This window comes from Candidatus Bathyarchaeota archaeon (assembly GCA_026014685.1).
GTDB lineage: Archaea > Thermoproteota > Bathyarchaeia > Bathyarchaeales > Bathycorpusculaceae > Bathycorpusculum.
Genome location: JAOZHW010000022.1, coordinates 124,290 through 140,992, shown reverse-complemented (window position 1 = coordinate 140,992; position 16,703 = coordinate 124,290). Strand labels below are relative to the sequence as shown.

Annotated in this window: 17 protein-coding genes; 14 read left to right on the top strand and 3 right to left on the bottom strand. The window is 45.0% G+C overall.

The genetic code is table 11. The annotated features are described in order from the left end of the window. Window positions 1-66 precede the first annotated feature (66 nt). Entirely contained in the window at window positions 67-858 is a 792-nt protein-coding gene (locus NWE96_11865) for a hypothetical protein (protein ID MCW3984666.1), read from the bottom strand. A gap of 283 nt (window positions 859-1,141) precedes the next feature. Between NWE96_11865 and NWE96_11860 the strand changes: the two genes are divergently transcribed. From NWE96_11860 to NWE96_11840, 5 genes are all read left to right on the top strand, one after another. Continuing rightward, entirely contained in the window at window positions 1,142-2,065 is a 924-nt protein-coding gene (locus NWE96_11860; protein MCW3984665.1) for a MarR family transcriptional regulator, read from the top strand. Continuing rightward, a complete protein-coding gene (locus tag NWE96_11855; GenBank protein ID MCW3984664.1) occupies window positions 2,065-2,721 on the top strand; it encodes a cohesin domain-containing protein in 657 nt (218 codons plus the stop codon). The genes NWE96_11860 and NWE96_11855 overlap by 1 nt, the downstream gene beginning before the upstream one ends. 122 nt (window positions 2,722-2,843) lie before the next feature. After that, complete coding sequence (locus NWE96_11850) at window positions 2,844-3,905, top strand: flippase-like domain-containing protein (GenBank protein ID MCW3984663.1); 1,062 nt, start codon at window positions 2,844-2,846, stop codon at window positions 3,903-3,905. 36 nt (window positions 3,906-3,941) lie between these two features. Continuing rightward, window positions 3,942-4,388 carry a ribosomal protein S18-alanine N-acetyltransferase gene (rimI, locus tag NWE96_11845; protein MCW3984662.1) on the top strand — a complete coding sequence of 149 codons (447 nt, stop codon included), beginning with the start codon at window positions 3,942-3,944 and terminating at the stop codon, window positions 4,386-4,388. A gap of 87 nt (window positions 4,389-4,475) precedes the next feature. Beyond that, the gene (locus NWE96_11840; GenBank protein ID MCW3984661.1) at window positions 4,476-4,745 is read left to right on the top strand and encodes a hypothetical protein; all 270 of its coding nucleotides are present in this window, start codon (window positions 4,476-4,478) and stop codon (window positions 4,743-4,745) included. Between the two features lie 27 nt (window positions 4,746-4,772). Here NWE96_11840 and NWE96_11835 read toward each other — a convergent pair whose 3' ends face one another. Together NWE96_11835 and NWE96_11830 are read right to left on the bottom strand one after the other, a co-directional pair. After that, complete coding sequence (locus tag NWE96_11835; GenBank protein MCW3984660.1) at window positions 4,773-6,068, bottom strand: NADP-dependent malic enzyme; 1,296 nt, start codon at window positions 6,066-6,068, stop codon at window positions 4,773-4,775. Between the two features lie 238 nt (window positions 6,069-6,306). Continuing rightward, window positions 6,307-6,855 (bottom strand): OB-fold nucleic acid binding domain-containing protein, encoded by a 549-nt coding sequence (locus NWE96_11830; GenBank protein MCW3984659.1) that lies wholly within the window; start codon window positions 6,853-6,855, stop codon window positions 6,307-6,309. 130 nt (window positions 6,856-6,985) lie between these two features. Here NWE96_11830 and NWE96_11825 point away from each other — a divergent pair, with 130 nt between their 5' ends. The 9 genes from NWE96_11825 (at window position 6,986) to NWE96_11785 (ending at window position 16,695) form a co-directional block, all read left to right on the top strand. Then, window positions 6,986-7,897, top strand: coding sequence for a glutaminyl-peptide cyclotransferase (locus NWE96_11825; protein MCW3984658.1), 912 nt, complete (start codon window positions 6,986-6,988; stop codon window positions 7,895-7,897). A gap of 114 nt (window positions 7,898-8,011) precedes the next feature. Further along, window positions 8,012-10,072 carry a chemotaxis protein CheA gene (locus tag NWE96_11820; GenBank protein ID MCW3984657.1) on the top strand — a complete coding sequence of 687 codons (2,061 nt, stop codon included), beginning with the start codon at window positions 8,012-8,014 and terminating at the stop codon, window positions 10,070-10,072. Window positions 10,073-10,195: 123 nt separating this feature from the next. Beyond that, complete coding sequence (locus NWE96_11815) at window positions 10,196-10,540, top strand: hypothetical protein (protein MCW3984656.1); 345 nt, start codon at window positions 10,196-10,198, stop codon at window positions 10,538-10,540. Between the two features lie 106 nt (window positions 10,541-10,646). Further along, complete coding sequence (locus NWE96_11810) at window positions 10,647-11,159, top strand: chemotaxis protein CheW (protein ID MCW3984655.1); 513 nt, start codon at window positions 10,647-10,649, stop codon at window positions 11,157-11,159. Window positions 11,160-11,178: 19 nt separating this feature from the next. Continuing rightward, window positions 11,179-12,213 carry a chemotaxis response regulator protein-glutamate methylesterase gene (locus tag NWE96_11805; GenBank protein MCW3984654.1) on the top strand — a complete coding sequence of 345 codons (1,035 nt, stop codon included), beginning with the start codon at window positions 11,179-11,181 and terminating at the stop codon, window positions 12,211-12,213. 85 nt (window positions 12,214-12,298) lie between these two features. Beyond that, on the top strand, window positions 12,299-13,783 hold the full coding sequence (locus NWE96_11800) for a methyl-accepting chemotaxis protein (protein ID MCW3984653.1): 1,485 nt from the start codon (window positions 12,299-12,301) through the stop codon (window positions 13,781-13,783). Window positions 13,784-13,915: 132 nt separating this feature from the next. After that, the gene (locus tag NWE96_11795; protein ID MCW3984652.1) at window positions 13,916-14,437 is read left to right on the top strand and encodes a hypothetical protein; all 522 of its coding nucleotides are present in this window, start codon (window positions 13,916-13,918) and stop codon (window positions 14,435-14,437) included. Window positions 14,438-14,463: 26 nt separating this feature from the next. Beyond that, window positions 14,464-15,330, top strand: coding sequence for a GNAT family N-acetyltransferase (locus tag NWE96_11790; GenBank protein MCW3984651.1), 867 nt, complete (start codon window positions 14,464-14,466; stop codon window positions 15,328-15,330). Window positions 15,331-15,333: 3 nt separating this feature from the next. Beyond that, window positions 15,334-16,695, top strand: coding sequence for a hypothetical protein (locus NWE96_11785; GenBank protein MCW3984650.1), 1,362 nt, complete (start codon window positions 15,334-15,336; stop codon window positions 16,693-16,695). Window positions 16,696-16,703 lie beyond the last annotated feature (8 nt).

Here is a 16,703-nt window from a genome sequence, read left to right as displayed (position 1 = left end):
TTTCTTGTGGTTTGAGGAGAGTATTAAACTTGTTTGTTTAAAAAAATTAAAAAAGAAAGTGTTGTTTTACATGTTGGCTGCTACTGAAGATATGTCTGAGATGTCTACGCGGTAGTTGTTGTTGAAGTCCATGCTCATGTCAAAGTTGCCCCAACCCGGCATGCTGCCGTAGCATTTGCCGATGGCTTTTACGTCTGAGCGGACTACAGCGTTTGTTGATGCGTCGTCGCCCATCTTGAAGGGGTTAAACCACGAGCGAGTTATGGAGCGGTATACTGATCCTGAGAGTTGATCTACGCCGTCGATTTTGAGTGTAAATTTGTTGCCTGTGATTGTTAATTCTCCGTATGCTTGCATGGGTTCTGAATCTTGTTCTCTATGGACGCGGGTTACTGTGCCGTTTTCGTCGGTGGTGACTGTTGTTGTGGCTGTTACTTTAGCGTAGTTCCATGTTCCGCTCATGAAGTAGTTTCCATCTGATGAGGTGAAGGTTGTTACTGAAGCGTTTGGTAGTCTTGCAACGTAGAATACGTAGGTAAAGTTCTCTTTTGCGCGGGCGGAGTGGATTGCGCGGCTTGTGTTTTCTGTCCAGATGGCGCTAGCTGATATTGCTTCTTTAGAGTTAGAAGTGTTTTGGTGTATTGCGGTTCGGCTGACTACTTGAAGTTGACCACGGACATCGGTTGTTCCCCATTGTTCTATGTTGCCGTTTATTCGTATCCAGCTTGCTTGGGTTAACCTGTTGGATGCGTTATCTGTCAGTCCAGGTTTTGCGGCGGCTACGTCAACTGCGAAGGCTACGCTGCTTGATAGTAGGAGGCCTATTATTGCGAAGATTAGTGCGTTTTTTTTGTTCATGTTTTCACCTTTTTTCTTCAAAAACCTATTAAAACGTGATGATAAAAGCGTTTCTGACCATATTTTCAGATAATAAACCCAAAAATAGTTTATTTTAGTTTAAAAAGGTTCATTCAAGTCTAAAAAAATAAATGAAACTTTCCAGTTAAGTTATTTACTGCTAACTTACCTAAAACCTGTTCAGCTATCTTAAGAACAATGAACCTGTAGAACGGCTCAAAAAAGATTGCGGCGATGAGAAAGGCTTAAAGAATTACCCGCCAATAATGACGACGGAAAATACATGAGAAACCACCGCCTCGCAGCATGTACCGTAACCATCACCCTGCTTTTCACACTGCTTGCCCTGCAAACTGTTCATTGCCAAAACTACTTCGAATACACCGTGCACATACGTGAAGACGGTTCAGCTTTGTGGACTATAAGGCAGTTCTCAAACAGCGATGACCCCGTGGAAACGTGGGAGGGCTTTCAAAACAAGGTTTTTGACCTTGTCGAGTCAGCGCAAAACCTCACCCTTCGAACCATGAGCGTTGATGAGACGTCTTTACAGATAGACAGCACGCTCTCGTTTAATTCCAAAATTACCGTGTACTCATTTATCTGGGAAGGTTTCTGTGTAGTACAAGGCAGCGACTTGATTTTTGGTGACGTTTTTGGAGTTAACAACTTTTTTGGTAAACTTTTCGGCGATGCTTCAATGCAGGTAAGCTACCCAGAAGAGTATACCGTTAAATCTGTGTACCCGCCTCCGCTTGAGGGCCAAGGTGCAGGTCAGGTGATAAGGTGGCCAAGAACCCACGACTTAGCAGGCGAAGTAAATGTAGTTTTAACCTTGGGCAACGGTAACGTTTCTTTTGGGGGCTTTACTTTTGGGTGGAGTTTGATTGCGGTCTTTGTCTTAGTCTCGGCCAGCGTCTCGGTAGCAGGTGTTTACCTGTTTAAACGGCGAAAAGGCAACAGCAAACCCGAAAGAATCCATCCAGAAAAGCCATCAATCGAGTCAGAAGATGAAAAAGTTCTCAGGCTGCTTAGAAATTCTGGAGGTACCATGCGTCAATCTGAGGTTACTGAGCGTCTGGGTTTTTCGAAGGCAAAAACAAGCCAGTTGTTGTCGGCTTTGGAAAGCAGAGGGAGTCTGGCAAGGTATAAGAAGGGGCGAGATAAGATAGTGGTTCTTAAGGACCCTGTAGTGGAGAAAAAGTAATGATACCGATCAAGCAGGTTTCAGTAATCGTTTTGATGACTTTGTTAATAAGCATAGTTTCTGTTAACGTTTTGCAGGTTGAGTCAGCGCAGGGTGTAGCGGTAAAAGCCGAGGCCTCAGCTAGCCAACCAAAAGTAGGTGACATTCTAACGGTTACCCTAAAGCTCTCTAACGCCCAAGACATTTACGGTCTTGACGTTACCCTTGACTGGAACCCCTCAGTGCTAAAAGCCATAAACGTTACACCAATGCTCGGCGTAGAATCGCATCCTCAGGGGGTCCTCCATGAATCGTCCACCTACCCCATAGAAGTCGAAGATAACACCCTGACCAGTGGGCAGTACCATTTACTGGCAACTTCTACAGGTTCCTCCACTCCCTCGTTTAGCGGAAGCGGAATCATAGCAACAATCCAATTTAACGTGACAAGCATCGGCGACACCGGGTTATCCTTAGCGGCGGAACTTGCAAAACGTCCCTCAGGCGGGCAGGTCAGTTTGGTTACGCCCTCAACATCAGTAGACTCAGTAACCGTTGTTGTGCCTGAATTTCCCGCTGTAGCTTTGGTGGCGTTTCTGGCAATAGCTGCTGCAGGAACCGTATTAGCCGCGAGTAAACTACGCAGAAACATAAATTCAACCCCTGTCCGCTTCTAACCAGTCTCCTCCAAACTGTGGGGCGAATAAGTGTTGAATCTGTGAATTTAGTACAGATTCAGGTTAGAGTTGGATAAAGTATATAATCGCTGTTTTATACCTCCATGTTCACGCTGGTTGTAATGGATTCGACCAAACCGAAGTTAACTTGGAAGACACTGCTGTTTCCGCTAATTGGTTTAGTCGCGTTCTTTCTCTACATCTACCTCTTCGAAGTGGACATCTTATCAATCATAGAAACCGCTAAAACCACGAACTTGCTGATTTTCGCCGTAGCCATCGGATGCGGTTTTCTGGAAATTTTCTTCTTTGCAATCTCGTGGCACTCTCTAACTAGACATCTGAACATTAAAATGACCATAAAAAAAGCCTACCTCTACCTCTGGTACAGCATATACGTTGACATATTGGTACCTGCGGAATCAATAAGCGGTGAAGTGATCCGTACATACCTTCTTACCCGCGACAAATGTGGCTCGTTTGGAAAAGTCGTAGCTTCACTGTTTACCCATCGTCTCTTGGGGATGGCTATGAACGTGCTCATACTTGTTTTAGGTGTTGTTTTGTTGTCCATTGAAGCACAGGTTTCCACAGCAGTTTTAAACGTCATAATCGCAGTTGCAGTAGCAATTGCCTCCTTGACAATTATCTTGGCCGCCCTGTCGTCGAGCAAAAACCTAACCTTAAAAATCGTTAATTGGGTTTCAAAAATTGCCACGAAAATTTCTATGGGCAAATGGACACTGCTTAAACTAAAAACTCAAGCGACTGAAATCAGCGATAACTTCCATGATGCTATGGTTGAATTTCGCCAAAACAAAAAGCCCCTCTTAGAATCCCTGCTTTATCTTGGCGTAACCTGGTTTTTCAGTTTATGTGTTCCCTACCTTGTGTTTTGGTCACTTGGTTATCCTGTTTCTTGGAGCGTGATTTTGGTGACTGCCGCCATAGTTTTAGCCGTAAAATCAATCCCCGTGGGTATACCCTTTGAGGTGGGGCTCCCAGAAGCAACCATGACTACACTTTACTTTTCTATGGGCATACCCGCCGAACTTGCAGCCACCGCGACGATTTTGACGAGGCTAATTACGCTTTGGCTGCGATTTTTTGTCGGTTTCTCAGTTCAACAATACATCGAATTAAAGCCTGTGATTGCTCATGAGTGCTTAGACGGAAAAAACTAAAAACAAACTCAACCTAATAGTAGTTAAAGACTAATTATGGAAGTTAAAATCGAAACCGCGACAAACAAACTCCTCGACACACTCTACAAAATAGAGACACAGTGCTTTGAGGAGGAAGCGTTTTCTAAACGCCAGATAGCCTACTTGCTAACTGACTACAACACCATAGCATTAGCTGCCAAAGTAAGCTCTGATGTTGCAGGTTTCATAATCGCCCAAATAGAAACCGACCAAACAGAATACGGCCACATAATCACCCTAAACATTGCACCGAACCATCGCCACAAAGGCATCGCAGTCAGGCTGCTAAAAGAACTGGAAGCCCTCTTTAAGCAACGAGGAATACCTGAATGCAGGCTTGAAGTGCGAGAGGACAACCATGCCGCCATCAAACTCTACCATAAAATGGGCTATCAAACCATTTCTAAACTTGAACGCTACTACGGCAAAAAACATGGATTATACCTTAAAAAAGCGCTCTGAGAAAGCGCCTCAAATCAAGCCCCGTTTTTTAGCTGGCGAACAAACGTTTAAATGAATTGAAGCCGTAAAATTTGGTAGTGGGGAGAAATGGGAGAATCCCGTGGAAGGAAATCAAACGAGCAGACTCTTGTTCGAACCATCGTTGTTTTGATACGTAACACTACTTGGCGTTGCGGGAAACTCGAAAAATCCATTGTTAAGCACCTGCATAAGAAGCACGAAAACCTCGGCAAACCAGGCGTCTCTATAAAAGAAATTATGCTCAACCTGAACCTTAGCGGTGCAAAGAAAGACGAATGCCTCGACGCGTTGCGTAGACTGGAAAAAAGGAATATTGTGAAGATAACTCCACTTTAATTTCCTTTATTTTTTGAAAAAGCAAGTTTATTTTAGAAGCTCCTCTTCGCTTGGTGGCTGCTTAATCAAGCCATGCTTCATCAATAACTCGGTGGATGCTCTAACGTTCTTGATGATGGCTGAAGCACGCTCGTAGAGTTCCTGTCGGCTCGGTTTGATTCGTGCAACACCTTGCTCAATGGATTTGAGTGCGCAGGCGACTGCTTCTCTGGGGAAAACTTCCCACTCATCCATATGCGGCAAGATGTCTCTCTCAGTCATACCGCGCTCTTCGGCGTAATTAGCAAGCTCCGTAGCCGCGGCAACGCACATGTCATCAGTGACAGTTTTTGCTTTTACATCTAGTACTCCACGGAAAATCGCTGGGAACCCCATGCTGTTGTTAACTTGGTTTGGAAAGTCGCTGCGACCCGTAGCTACGACTTTTGCGCCTGCTTCTTCAGCTTCCCAAGGCCAAATCTCAGGAATCGGGTTAGCACACGCAAACACAATCGCATCAGAAGCCATGCTTTTCACCCATTCCTTCTTTATCGTGCCTGGACCAGGTTTTGAAGCCGCAACAACCGCGTCAACACCTTTGAAAGCTGCTGCGATGTCGCCTGTTCTGCCTTCTGCGTTGGTTTTTTGGGTTACATCGTATTTCCAAGGGTCTTCTTGTTCTGTAATGTCTGGTCTGCCTTTGTAGATGACGCCTTTTGTGTCAGCGAGTATTATGTTGCCTGGTTTTACGCCCCACTTCATGAGCACGTATGCAGTGCGTATGTTGGCGGCTCCTGAACCCACAAGAGTAATGAGGCTTTCTTTGGGTTTCTTGCCGACAAGTTTGAAGGCGTTCATTAAGCCTGCTAAGATGACGGTTGCGGTGCCCTGTTGGTCGTCATGCCAAACAGGAATGTTCATCTCGGCACGCGCTTTTTCGAGCACATGGAAGCATTTGGGTTTTTCGATGTCCTCTAAATTTATGCCACCAAAGGTAGGCTCAAGGGCCTTACAGATTTTCACAATTTCTTCAGGGTCTTTGGTTCGCAGGCAGATTGGGAAAGCATCGACGCCTCCGAGGTACTTGAACAGCAACGCTTTGCCCTCCATGACGGGCATGGCGCCCTCAGGGCCTATGTCGCCTAAACCTAAAACGCGGGTGCCGTCTGTGACAACTGCCACATAGTTCCATCGGTTAGTTAATTCAAAAGATTTGTCGGGGTCAGCTTGAATTTGTCTGCATGCAGCTGCAACCCCTGGGGTGTACCATATTGCGAAGTCATCCACGCTTCGGATGGCACATTTTGGGATAACCTGCATTTTTCCCTCGTAAAATCGGTGCATTGGGGGCGAGAGCTGGGCGGGTTTTTTGGCTTTCGCGAGCAATTCGTCCACTGTGGGCTTGTTTTTTTCGTTGGAAACCAAAGTAGTATTCTCCTATTGACGGCTACTCCGCGGAGGGTTTTAAGCGTTTCCGAGAAGCAGCATCATTTATGGATATCTATACGCAAAATAGCCTAAAACACAAATGTGTAAAAATAAACAAAAAAAGAAAAAATTCTTTTTCTAAACCATTGAAAGTTTAGTATCTTGGCCTGTAACCGCCGCCACCGCGACGATCGCCTCTATCGCGACCGCCACCGAAGCCGCCGCCACCACGTCGGTCTCTACCGCCGTAGCCGCCACCGCCGAATCCGCGTCCGCCGCCTCTTCCGCCTCTGAATGGTCTGCGTTCTTGCTCGTAGGTTTTGCTTGAAACGTTGTTTTCTGTATTTACTTCTGCTGCAAGCGGGGCTTGTGCGGGTTCAAGTTTTCCGTATTTGCCGATGTTTAGGCGTATGTTGCCTTTGAAGAGGGTTACATATCCGTTTTCAACACGTACGGTGTCTCCGTCGTTTACCTTCTCGATGTTGTCATCCCATAATGTTAGGTAGACTACACCTGTTTCGTCGCCGATGAGTGCATCGCTGACTTTGTGGGGTGAGCCGTCTCTGCCCATTGGGATTTCACGTATTTCAGTTTTGGATACTACCTTTGCCGTGACGTTAACAGCCTTAGATTGTGGGGTTAAGTCGCCGACTTTGGCTTCTACTGGTTCCTTTTTGTTTTCGAAAAAACCTTCTACAGCCAATTGATTTCAACACCTATTTTGTAGTCTGAGACACATGTTAGATTCTCTGAACACTTAAGTGTTTCGCTCAGAAGGTTTTTCGACTTCAACATCGAAGATATAAACACGCAGTGGTATTGTTAGGTTTAAGATGAAAAAACTGCAAATTACCGCCATAATTGTAGTTTTAACTGTGGTTGTGGTAGGTGCATCAGGCATTTTTCTTGGTAGTCATCTATCGCAAACCGAACCAACCCCCACACCCCATGCCACATCCACTCCAACGCCGTCGCCAATTCAAACTGCTACCCCTTTTCCCTCTACTTCAACTTCTCCAAACCCCTCAGCGACGCCCACAACAACACCCACCGGAGTGGCCCCAACATACACATACCAAATTATCAACACTTACCCGCATGATACCAACGCCTTTACACAAGGATTAGTTTTCCATCAGGGTGTCTTGTATGAAAGCACTGGCGGCTACGGAAATTCTTACTTGCGTCGTGTTGATATTTCAAGTGGCAACGTCTTGCAAGAGTTTAAACTGTCCAACGCGTTCTTCGGTGAAGGCTTAGCGTTAGTAAATAATTCGTTGATTCAGTTGACTTGGCTTGAGCACACTGGGTTTGTCTATGATAAAGAAACGTTCAGTTTAGTCGGGAACTTTAGCTATAACACAGAGGGATGGGGATTAACCTACGACGGCACAAAACTAATCATGAGCGACGGGTCATCCACCCTCTATTTCATGGACCCCACCACTTACGCCATAACAGGACAAATCACCGTTAAAGACGGCAACAAACCAGTAAACTACCTAAACGAACTTGAATACGTAAACGGCGACGTATACGCCAACATTTTTCTGGAACAAAAAATCGCCATATTCAATCCCCAAACTGGGCAAGTAAAAAGCTGGATAGACCTATCAGGAATACACCAATCCAGCGACTTAAATTCTGTTTTAAACGGAATAGCATACGACCAACAAAACGACCGCCTCTACATAACGGGCAAAAACTGGCCTAACCTCTACCAAATAAAAATCGTTCAAAAATAAATTTACTGTACTGCCATTGTGGGTGTCGCAGCAGAGACGCACTCTAACAAATTACCAATTCCACGGCTATTTTACTCTAAACTACTAGGGTCACTGTTCATTTAAGGTGAAATGATGTCTTTCGATAACGACCAATACAGAGAACTATTCATTGAAGAAGCCAAAGAGCACATAGACACAATCACAAAGTCAATGCTAATTCTAGAAAAGGAACCTGAAAATCAAGAGGTCGTTAACATGCTCTTCCGCTCAGCCCACACACTCAAGGGCTCCTCGGGCATGATGGGCTTTAAGGATTTTCAAGAACTCACCCACGCCATGGAAGACATATTCGACGACATGAGAAAAGGAAGCAAACCCTCCTCCAACCTAATCAGTTTGCTCTTAGAATGCGTCGATGCACTCACACAACGTCTTGACAACATCCAAAACCACGTCGAAGGCGAAATAAACTATGAAGATTACAAAGCCAAACTACATTCAATGAAGTCTGAATTAAGCGGCATTTCAAATCAACCCCCACCTCAAAAACCCCAAACACCACAACCCACCCCTCAGACAGAAAACAAACAGCAAGAAAAAGCAGAAATCAAACAAGAACCCGCTCAACCTGCACCTAATCAGGAAGAAAAATGCTATACAGTTAACCTCAAGTTTACCTCTGACTGCGGATTCAAAACCATACGCGCCGGTATGGTTCTTGACAAAATCAACGAAGTCGCCAAAGTCGTTAAATCTGTTCCAGAAAAAAATGACCTAGACGAGCAGAAGTTAAGTGATGGCTTTAAGCTGATGGTTACAAGTAAATTTGACGAAAAAACCATAGAGAACTGTGCAAAACAGGTGCTTGAAGTCGAAGAAGTCTCTGTTGCATTCTGCCCCGATAAAGCTGCAACCCTTAATGCAATGTCCACTCAGGCGCAGGTGCAGGCCACTTTGAAGCCTGAAAATAACTACAACGTTACCGTCGAAAACAAGGCTGTTACTAAGGTAGCCGTTGACACCCAAACAGCTCAAACGGTCCGGGTAAAATTCGATCAACTCGACAAACTGATGAACCTGGTTGGCGAATTAGTTATTAACAAAATTGCTCTTCTTCAGGTAACCGCAGACAACCACCACAGCGACGGATTAAAGCGAATCACCGAAAACATCGACCGCTTAACCGCTGACCTCCAAGACCTCGTTATGCAAGTTCGCATGGTCCCAGTAAGCCAAGTCTTCGACAGGTTCCCCCGATTAGTACGTGACCTCTCTCTTAAGGAGAAAAAGAAAATAGATTTGATCATGGAAGGCCGAGAGATTGAGGTTGACCGCTCAGTCCTCGACGAAATCGGCGAACCACTCATTCACTTGCTTAGGAACAGTGTTGACCACGGCATTGAGTTGCCAGAGGAAAGACAAGCAAACAACAAAAACGAAACAGGTCAAATCGTGCTTTCTGCACTGCGAAACGGCAACCAAGTCATCATAGAAGTCTACGACGACGGCGCAGGCATCGACCCCGAAAAGATCAAGATTTCAGCCGCCAAAAAAGGCGTCGCAACACAAGCGGAACTAGACAAGATGAGCAGGGAGCAACTCATAAACCTGATTTTCTTGCCTGGGTTCTCAACTGCCAAAGAGATAACTGAAACAAGCGGCAGAGGCGTAGGCATGGATGTGGTAAAAACAAAAATCCAAGCCTTAGGCGGCACCGTACATGTGGACAGCCAAGTTGGGAAAGGAACACGAACCACAATTAAACTGCCCATTACGCTGGCAATCATTCAAGCGATTTTGGTGACAGATACTAAAGAAACCTTCGCTATACCCACAAGCCAAGTTTCAGAAATCGTTCGGGTTAAAAAATCTGAAGTACAGAAACTAGGCAAAACGGAAGCCATAGTCGTGCGTGATCGTGTAATTCCGATGGTGCATCTTCACAGACTGCTCAACCTGCCTGAATCTGACGAAGAAGAACTTGAGGTGTTAATCATATATTTGGGTGACGAAAACAGCAAAATGGCGCTTGCAGTGGATTCAGTGCTTCGTCAACAGGATATACTGGTGAAATCGCTAAGCGATGCTTTGTCAGGTATCAAGGGCATCAGTGGCGCAACAATCTTAGGCGATGGGCAAGTGGTCCTCGTGTTGGATGTTAGCCAATTCGTTAAGCGTAACAGAAACGCTTAATCCCTTTCTTTTCTGATTTTTTGGTTTTTGTTTGCTTCTGCTCGTTTTTGGACATATTCCAGTATCGGAAGATTACCTTTATTGCTTGCTTTCTACAAAGTAGTATCCAGGGAGATGGGAGAAATGGAGCATAACGAAGTCAAATCAGAAAACGCCCGAAACGTCATCTTAAGCTACAACGACAAAATCTACTATGTAAACAGCGTTAACGTAGCCATGAAAGAGGGCGCAGATAAACTTAAAGCTATTTTTCACGCTAAAAGGGCAAGTGATAACGCTCAAGAAGACTTGGACATAGAGATAAACCAAAACACGTACGATATATTGATGGAGTATGCTAGGCTTGACAAACTGGATTTAATCATGGTTTTACAGATCGAAGGTACATCAGCAAAATATTGCCTGATGAGCGAGGAATGGCTCAAAAACCAGTTACCTGCCTGCACCAGTAAAGGCTACATCGTCTAAGTTTTAATTTTTACCATTTTTTTTACATATATTCTCAATCTATACTTTGTTTTCATAAGGGCTTATAACCACTTAAGCGATAGGCATACCTGTTTAGGTGAGTGATTTGGCGTTTAACAGTAGAAACAATGCACGTGACGAAATCCAAATGTTAACCTTCTCTCTTGACAACGTCCTATACGGCGTCAACGTAAGCCAAGTGCGTGAAGTCAAAAACTTTGAAGGCGTAACTCCAGTTCCATATGCACCACCATACGTCAGAGGAGTAACCAACCTTCGCGGAGAAGTAATCCCTGTAATAGATTTGCGAAAACGCTTCGGCATGACAGATTCCAAAAACGATAACACAAACATAATGATCATCGTACAAGACAAACACCCCGTTGGCATAATGGTTGACTCAGTAATGGAGGTTTTAACTCTACCAAAAACTGACATAGACTCCAACACTGACAGCTTAATCGTTGATAAATCTGAGGCCGTGCTCGGTGTTGCAAAACATGACAAAGACCTCATCATACTGCTTGACCTAATTCGTGTAGCAACAAAAGATGGCTTATCGATGGGTGAAGACCAAAAAGGTTTCCAGATAAAAACTGAAAAACAACAAACCGCCTAAATCGTGTCTGTGAACTCTGATGGGGCAAATTAAAGTCGTCGTCGTTGATGATTCGCTTCTAATGCAGAGGGTGCTCTGTGACCTTTTACAGTCAGACAAACAGATCGTTGTGGTCGGAACAGCCCGTGATGGCGAAGAGGCGCTGATAAAAGTTGCCAACCTAAAACCTGACGTTGTCACAATGGACATTGAAATGCCCAAAATGAACGGGTTAACCGCTGTTCGCAGAATTATGGAATCAAACCCCACCCCTGTTGTCATGATTAGTGCATTGACCCAGCGGGAAGCGTTGTTGACGCTTAAGGCGTTGGAGTTCGGAGCAGTAGATTACGTACCTAAACCTTCTGGCCAGATTTCGCTTAACATGGAATCTGTGCGGGAAGAATTGCTTTCTAAAGTTAAAACCGCTGCCTGCGCTAACCTTTCATCCACTAAAACAACGGTTCAAGAAGACTTACATGCACCCACCTCCATAGGTGACCACATAATTTCGATAGCGGCATCCACTGGTGGACCACCAGCTGTTACTAAGGTTTTAACTTCTCTACCTGCCGATAGCCCGCCAATTCTTATAGTTCAACACATGCCAAAAGGGGTAACAAAATTATTCGCTGAAGGCTTAAACGAACGCTGCAAATTTACAGTAAAAGAAGCCCAAGAAGGGGACCGGGTACAGGCAAGACTTGCGTTAATTGCGCCCGGTGGATTCCACATGGTTGTAACTAAAGAACATAGGATTCATCTTACTACTGACCCACCTGTGAATTATGTCCGTCCTGCAGCTGATGTTTTGATGCAGTCGATGGCAGAAGTTTACGGTGCAAAAAACGTCGGTGTCGTATTAACAGGTATGGGTTCGGATGGCGCGCGTGGGATAAAGGCAATCAAGGAACATGGAGGAATCACGATCGCCCAAGACCAAAAAACTAGCGTTGTCTACGGCATGCCAAACGTAGCCTACCAGACTGGCTGCGTAGATGTGGTTGCTCCTTTGGATAAGATTCCGCGTCAAATTCTTAAAGCTTGCAATTCTTTAATGCAGGTTCCCGCATAGATTTTTAATATGTATGCAATTTTCATAATTTACTTATAAGTAAAACACTAACTTGCTTACAATAACATTAGGTGGATGGTAATTCGTGACTGACGAGCAAAAAGAAAAACGAAGTTCTTCTGACCAAATAGAGAAGTTAATGAAAGAAAACCAAAGGTTAATCGAAAAAAACAAAGAATACCAAAAACAAATAATTGAATTATTACAAGATGCCATAGCAAGCGCAGAAAAAATTAGCGCAACCGCAGACGAAACCATCTGCAACTCCGCAAAAGCCGCCGATTTAGCATATCAAACTATGCAAGCAGCAACCAAAGTAGCACAATTAGCAACCGGAGCAACAGAAGTAGTGGGCAAAGCAACTGAGAGCGCCAAAAAAGTCTGCCAAGTTGCAGGAAAAGTTGCAAGCAGCGCAGAAGGCGCATCTAAATCCACCGCCAAAGTTGTACAGATGGGCAAAGAAGCAGCTAATGTTTCTAATCAGATGGCCATCGGCATGCAGCAGGTTAGCACTGCATCACAGCAGGTCTCTACAGGCGCCCAAAAACTTGCCGAACTCTCGCAAGACGCAGCTAGAAGCAGCGAATCCCTAAAGAAAGTCATGGACGAAGCAGGCATGATTGCAAGAGACGCAACAGCAGTCACTGAAGAAGCCCTCAAAAAGGCCAAGGAAGCCAACGAAAAGGGACAAAAAGGCCTCGTTGCAATTGAAAACATTAAGAGTAACATCGCTCGCGTTTCCGAAGCTGTTACTTCTATGGTTAGTTCTGTTGAGCAGGTGGGTCAGATGGCTAATTCGGTTTCTGATATTGCGGGTCAAACCAACATGTTGGCGCTTAACGCGGCTATTGAGGCTGCTCGTGCTGGTGAAGCTGGCCGCGGATTCGCCGTCGTAGCCGACGCAGTTAAAGGCTTAGCTGGCCAATCCAAAGAAGCCGCAGGCTCAGCAATCAACCTAGTCAAAGGCATCAAAGAAGCAGGTGCCCAAACAAGTAACATCACTCAGCAATCACAGGTCGGTGCTGCAGAAGGTGCAAACGTCGTCTTAGGCGCTATCAAAGAATCAGAGGGTATCTCCAAAATTATGGGTGAAATGACAAATAAAGTCAGCAACCTAACCAACGGTGTCGAACGCGGCCTAGATGCATTAAACACAGTAGTTAAGACCATTGAGGAAGTTGCAAGTATCGCTGAGGAAAGTTCCTCTGCATCTGAAGAGGCATCCTCTGCTGTAGAAGAGCAAACCGCAGCAGCACAACAAATGGCAAGCATCGCCAGAGACGTTTCAACTACCGCAGAGCAAGTCGAAGAAGTAACTAAAAACGTAGTTGTTGAAGCAAAAGAGATGGCAACCCTTGCTGAAGGCGTAGAGCAGGTCGCAGCAAAAATTGAGGAATCAGCAAACGAAATTCTCAACCAAACAGAAACCGTTGGCAGCAACATAACCACAGTGGTCAGCGAAGTCACAGCCATGGCAGAAGTTTCTGAAAAACTGAAAAATGAACTCAACGAAGTCATCGAGTACAGAAAGAAGAAACTTGCTGAATTTCTGGCAAGCACTGGCAACTAGCCAGTTACCCTTTTTATTCAACTAATTTTTTAAAAAAAACCTTTACACCCGCATTTTAACGACCACTGTGTGTAATTAAAGTGACGTACAAGCCTTTTCTTTGCGGCTAAACTATCAATGGTTTGATCAATATTGACTCAAGAAGTCGCGGCTAAGCAAGAACCAGTAGCAGTAACTGCAACAACCACTGAAAAGAAAAAGCAGCCCTCACTCCAAGAACTCGTCGACTCATTGAAAGGCACTGCAGATGATATTGGTCAAATAAGCGAGTTAAGTTCAGAAGAAAAAATTTTAGTCAGCCAATTTTTTTCCTCCCTGTTAAAATTAATGCAGCCTCTAACACCCTCCATCGCGGTTAGCCAGTTAGCACTTCCACCACAATTTAGCGACGTAACACAGGCACATCTTGACCCAACTGGGCATCTGGTTTTGCAGTATCCCGATGGCCATGTGGAACTTAAAGATTTAAGCCAAGAAAACTGCCGAGAACTCATGATGGCGGTAGTAGGGGATATAGTGCCCAAATTCAAGAACTTGACTGCTCAACAGAAAAAGAAGCTGGAAAACCGAATCAAACTACTCTCCAGCATCACCAAAGAGGTCCAAAAAAGCTCCGAGGCTCTCTCCGCTGCGCTCTCAGCCAGCAACAAATGAGTTTTCCCCCCAGTCAGCATCCTTAATTGATACCCTGCCTACACTTTACTTTGATGTTTGCCGTAAAAACGCTGCCCGAAGCAGACTACCCTTTTGCAGTAGACTTAGCTAACACCATGAATTGGAACATGGCAATCGAGGACTTCGAATTTATGGCTTCACTGGAACCAGACAGCTGCCTCCTTTTGCTTGACGACACAAAACAAGCAGGCATTGCAACCTGCATCAGTTACGGCAAAATAGGCTGGTTTGGCAACCTTATCGTAGAAGAATCCTACCGCAACAGAGGCGCAGGTACCGCGCTGGTAACTCACGCAATCAAACAGTTGTATGCAAAAGGTGTGGAAACAGTTGGATTGTATGCTTACAGGCACTTAGCGGGTTTCTACGAGAAGTTAGGGTTTAAAGTAGACAAAGACTTCGCAGTTTTAGAAGCAAAAGCTCTCCAAGCCATCAAGGCAGATATGTTGCCAAAAATTGGAGCACAACAACTTCTCGAAATCATAAGTTTTGATAGTGAATACTTCGGCGGAAACAGACACAAACTCCTCGAATCAATAATTTGCACAGAAAGCAACGCAAGCTTCTACATATCCAAAAACCACGGCGTTGTAGGATATGTTGCAGCAACGATTTATGAGTCAATGGCGTGGCTTGGGCCCTTAATTTGTGCCCCATCCAGATACGACATCGCATTACCGCTGATTAAAGCAGCGTTATCAGAAATGACTGGGCGAGACGTCTTTGCCGTACTCCCCAAAACCGAAGTAGAGTTGCTTGAGGCTTTTCGGGGGTTTGGATTTAGGGAAGCATTTTCTGTTTCAAGAATGTTTTTAGGCAAAGCACCTGCAAAAAATTGTATATACATGGCTGAATCATTAGAGCGAGGATAATTGATGGAAGATTACTGTAGATTTCTGCTTGAGGACTTCTTGAAGTCTTCTTTTTCAACTGTAAAAGTACTAGTTGAAGGCGCAGCCGCCGCTAAGGGTAAAACCCCAAATCGAAAAGTCACCCTCTTCCAGTATGTCAACGGCAAAAAGGTTTCTGTACCCTTTGAAGACGAACACTTCTACTTCCGAAGCTCCGTGGAATATACAAATCCACAGTTAACCGTCGAAGAAGTGCAAGGTATAATTGGAACTCGACTGCTTGAGACGTGTGCAAACTACTTTCTGGAGCGGGGGTTGCATGAGCCAAACATCGATGACATCTCTGCGCTTTCTGAAGCGTTAAAAAAGCCACCCCGCGGCTACATAGTGCCATTTCTGCTTAACACTGACGACGTGGAAGCTGACCGCTATTCTATGAATCCGCTTAAGAAGTCTATAGTGGAAAGCGGGCAAAGTGCGTTTCCCGCGATTAATGTCAGAACGGAACAACTAAAAATCGATGAGGACTACGTGAAAAAGTATGATGGTGCACTGATTTCTAAAAAGGAAACGGAACTCGTTGCTGAGAAATTAGATTGCTGCAATGGTTCCTACATTGATTTTGTAGATACTGTCAAATATGCTCAGATAGTTGAGTTATCAGCCTTCTTTGGAATGGACCTCTCTCTTTATACTCTACGTATGCCCCTTTCCACCTTGGCAGCGGAAAACAAAGACGGCTTGCTTCACTACATAATAAGCGAGAGCAATCGCGACTACACCTCGGTTGAGGCAGCTTATGCATGTATGGGGCGAAGCATGAACAAACGCACCACGCTTTTGACGGTGCCGCATTCAAAGAAGGGGTTTGGCTCCAAACGTGCCGCCAGAGGAAAATTGCATTTTGAAAACGAAAGATTCCACGACGCTACGGTAACATACAAGACAACTGCGCTCTACCCAAACGCCATTGACCCACAAGACGTCGCTGTGGCAGTTTGCGACGACAAGTTTACTGTGTCGGGAGAAAAATTCTCAGACTACAGCTACATTGAAACGCCGTCTTCGCCGCAGTTTTTCCTCTACTCGATGGGGTCGCCTGAGGATGCAACAATGTGGCATGGCGTGGGAGCGTTTGGTTCTTCTCAGCTTCTGCAAAGCTACGCAAACGCTCGTGTCGCGTGCAGAGAAGGCAGACTGCTTAAAGATTTAAACCAAAAATACCACCTTAACTTGAGAGTGCCATTACAGTTTAACCTCTCACCCGAAGGTTTATGGAGTCACCCCATCCATCGCAACATCGACGCCAGCATAGGCAGCGTGGCGGACTTGGCTGATTTGGCGCATCGAGGCATGAAACTGGAACACCTTGCAAAGTTCGGATAGGAGAAAAA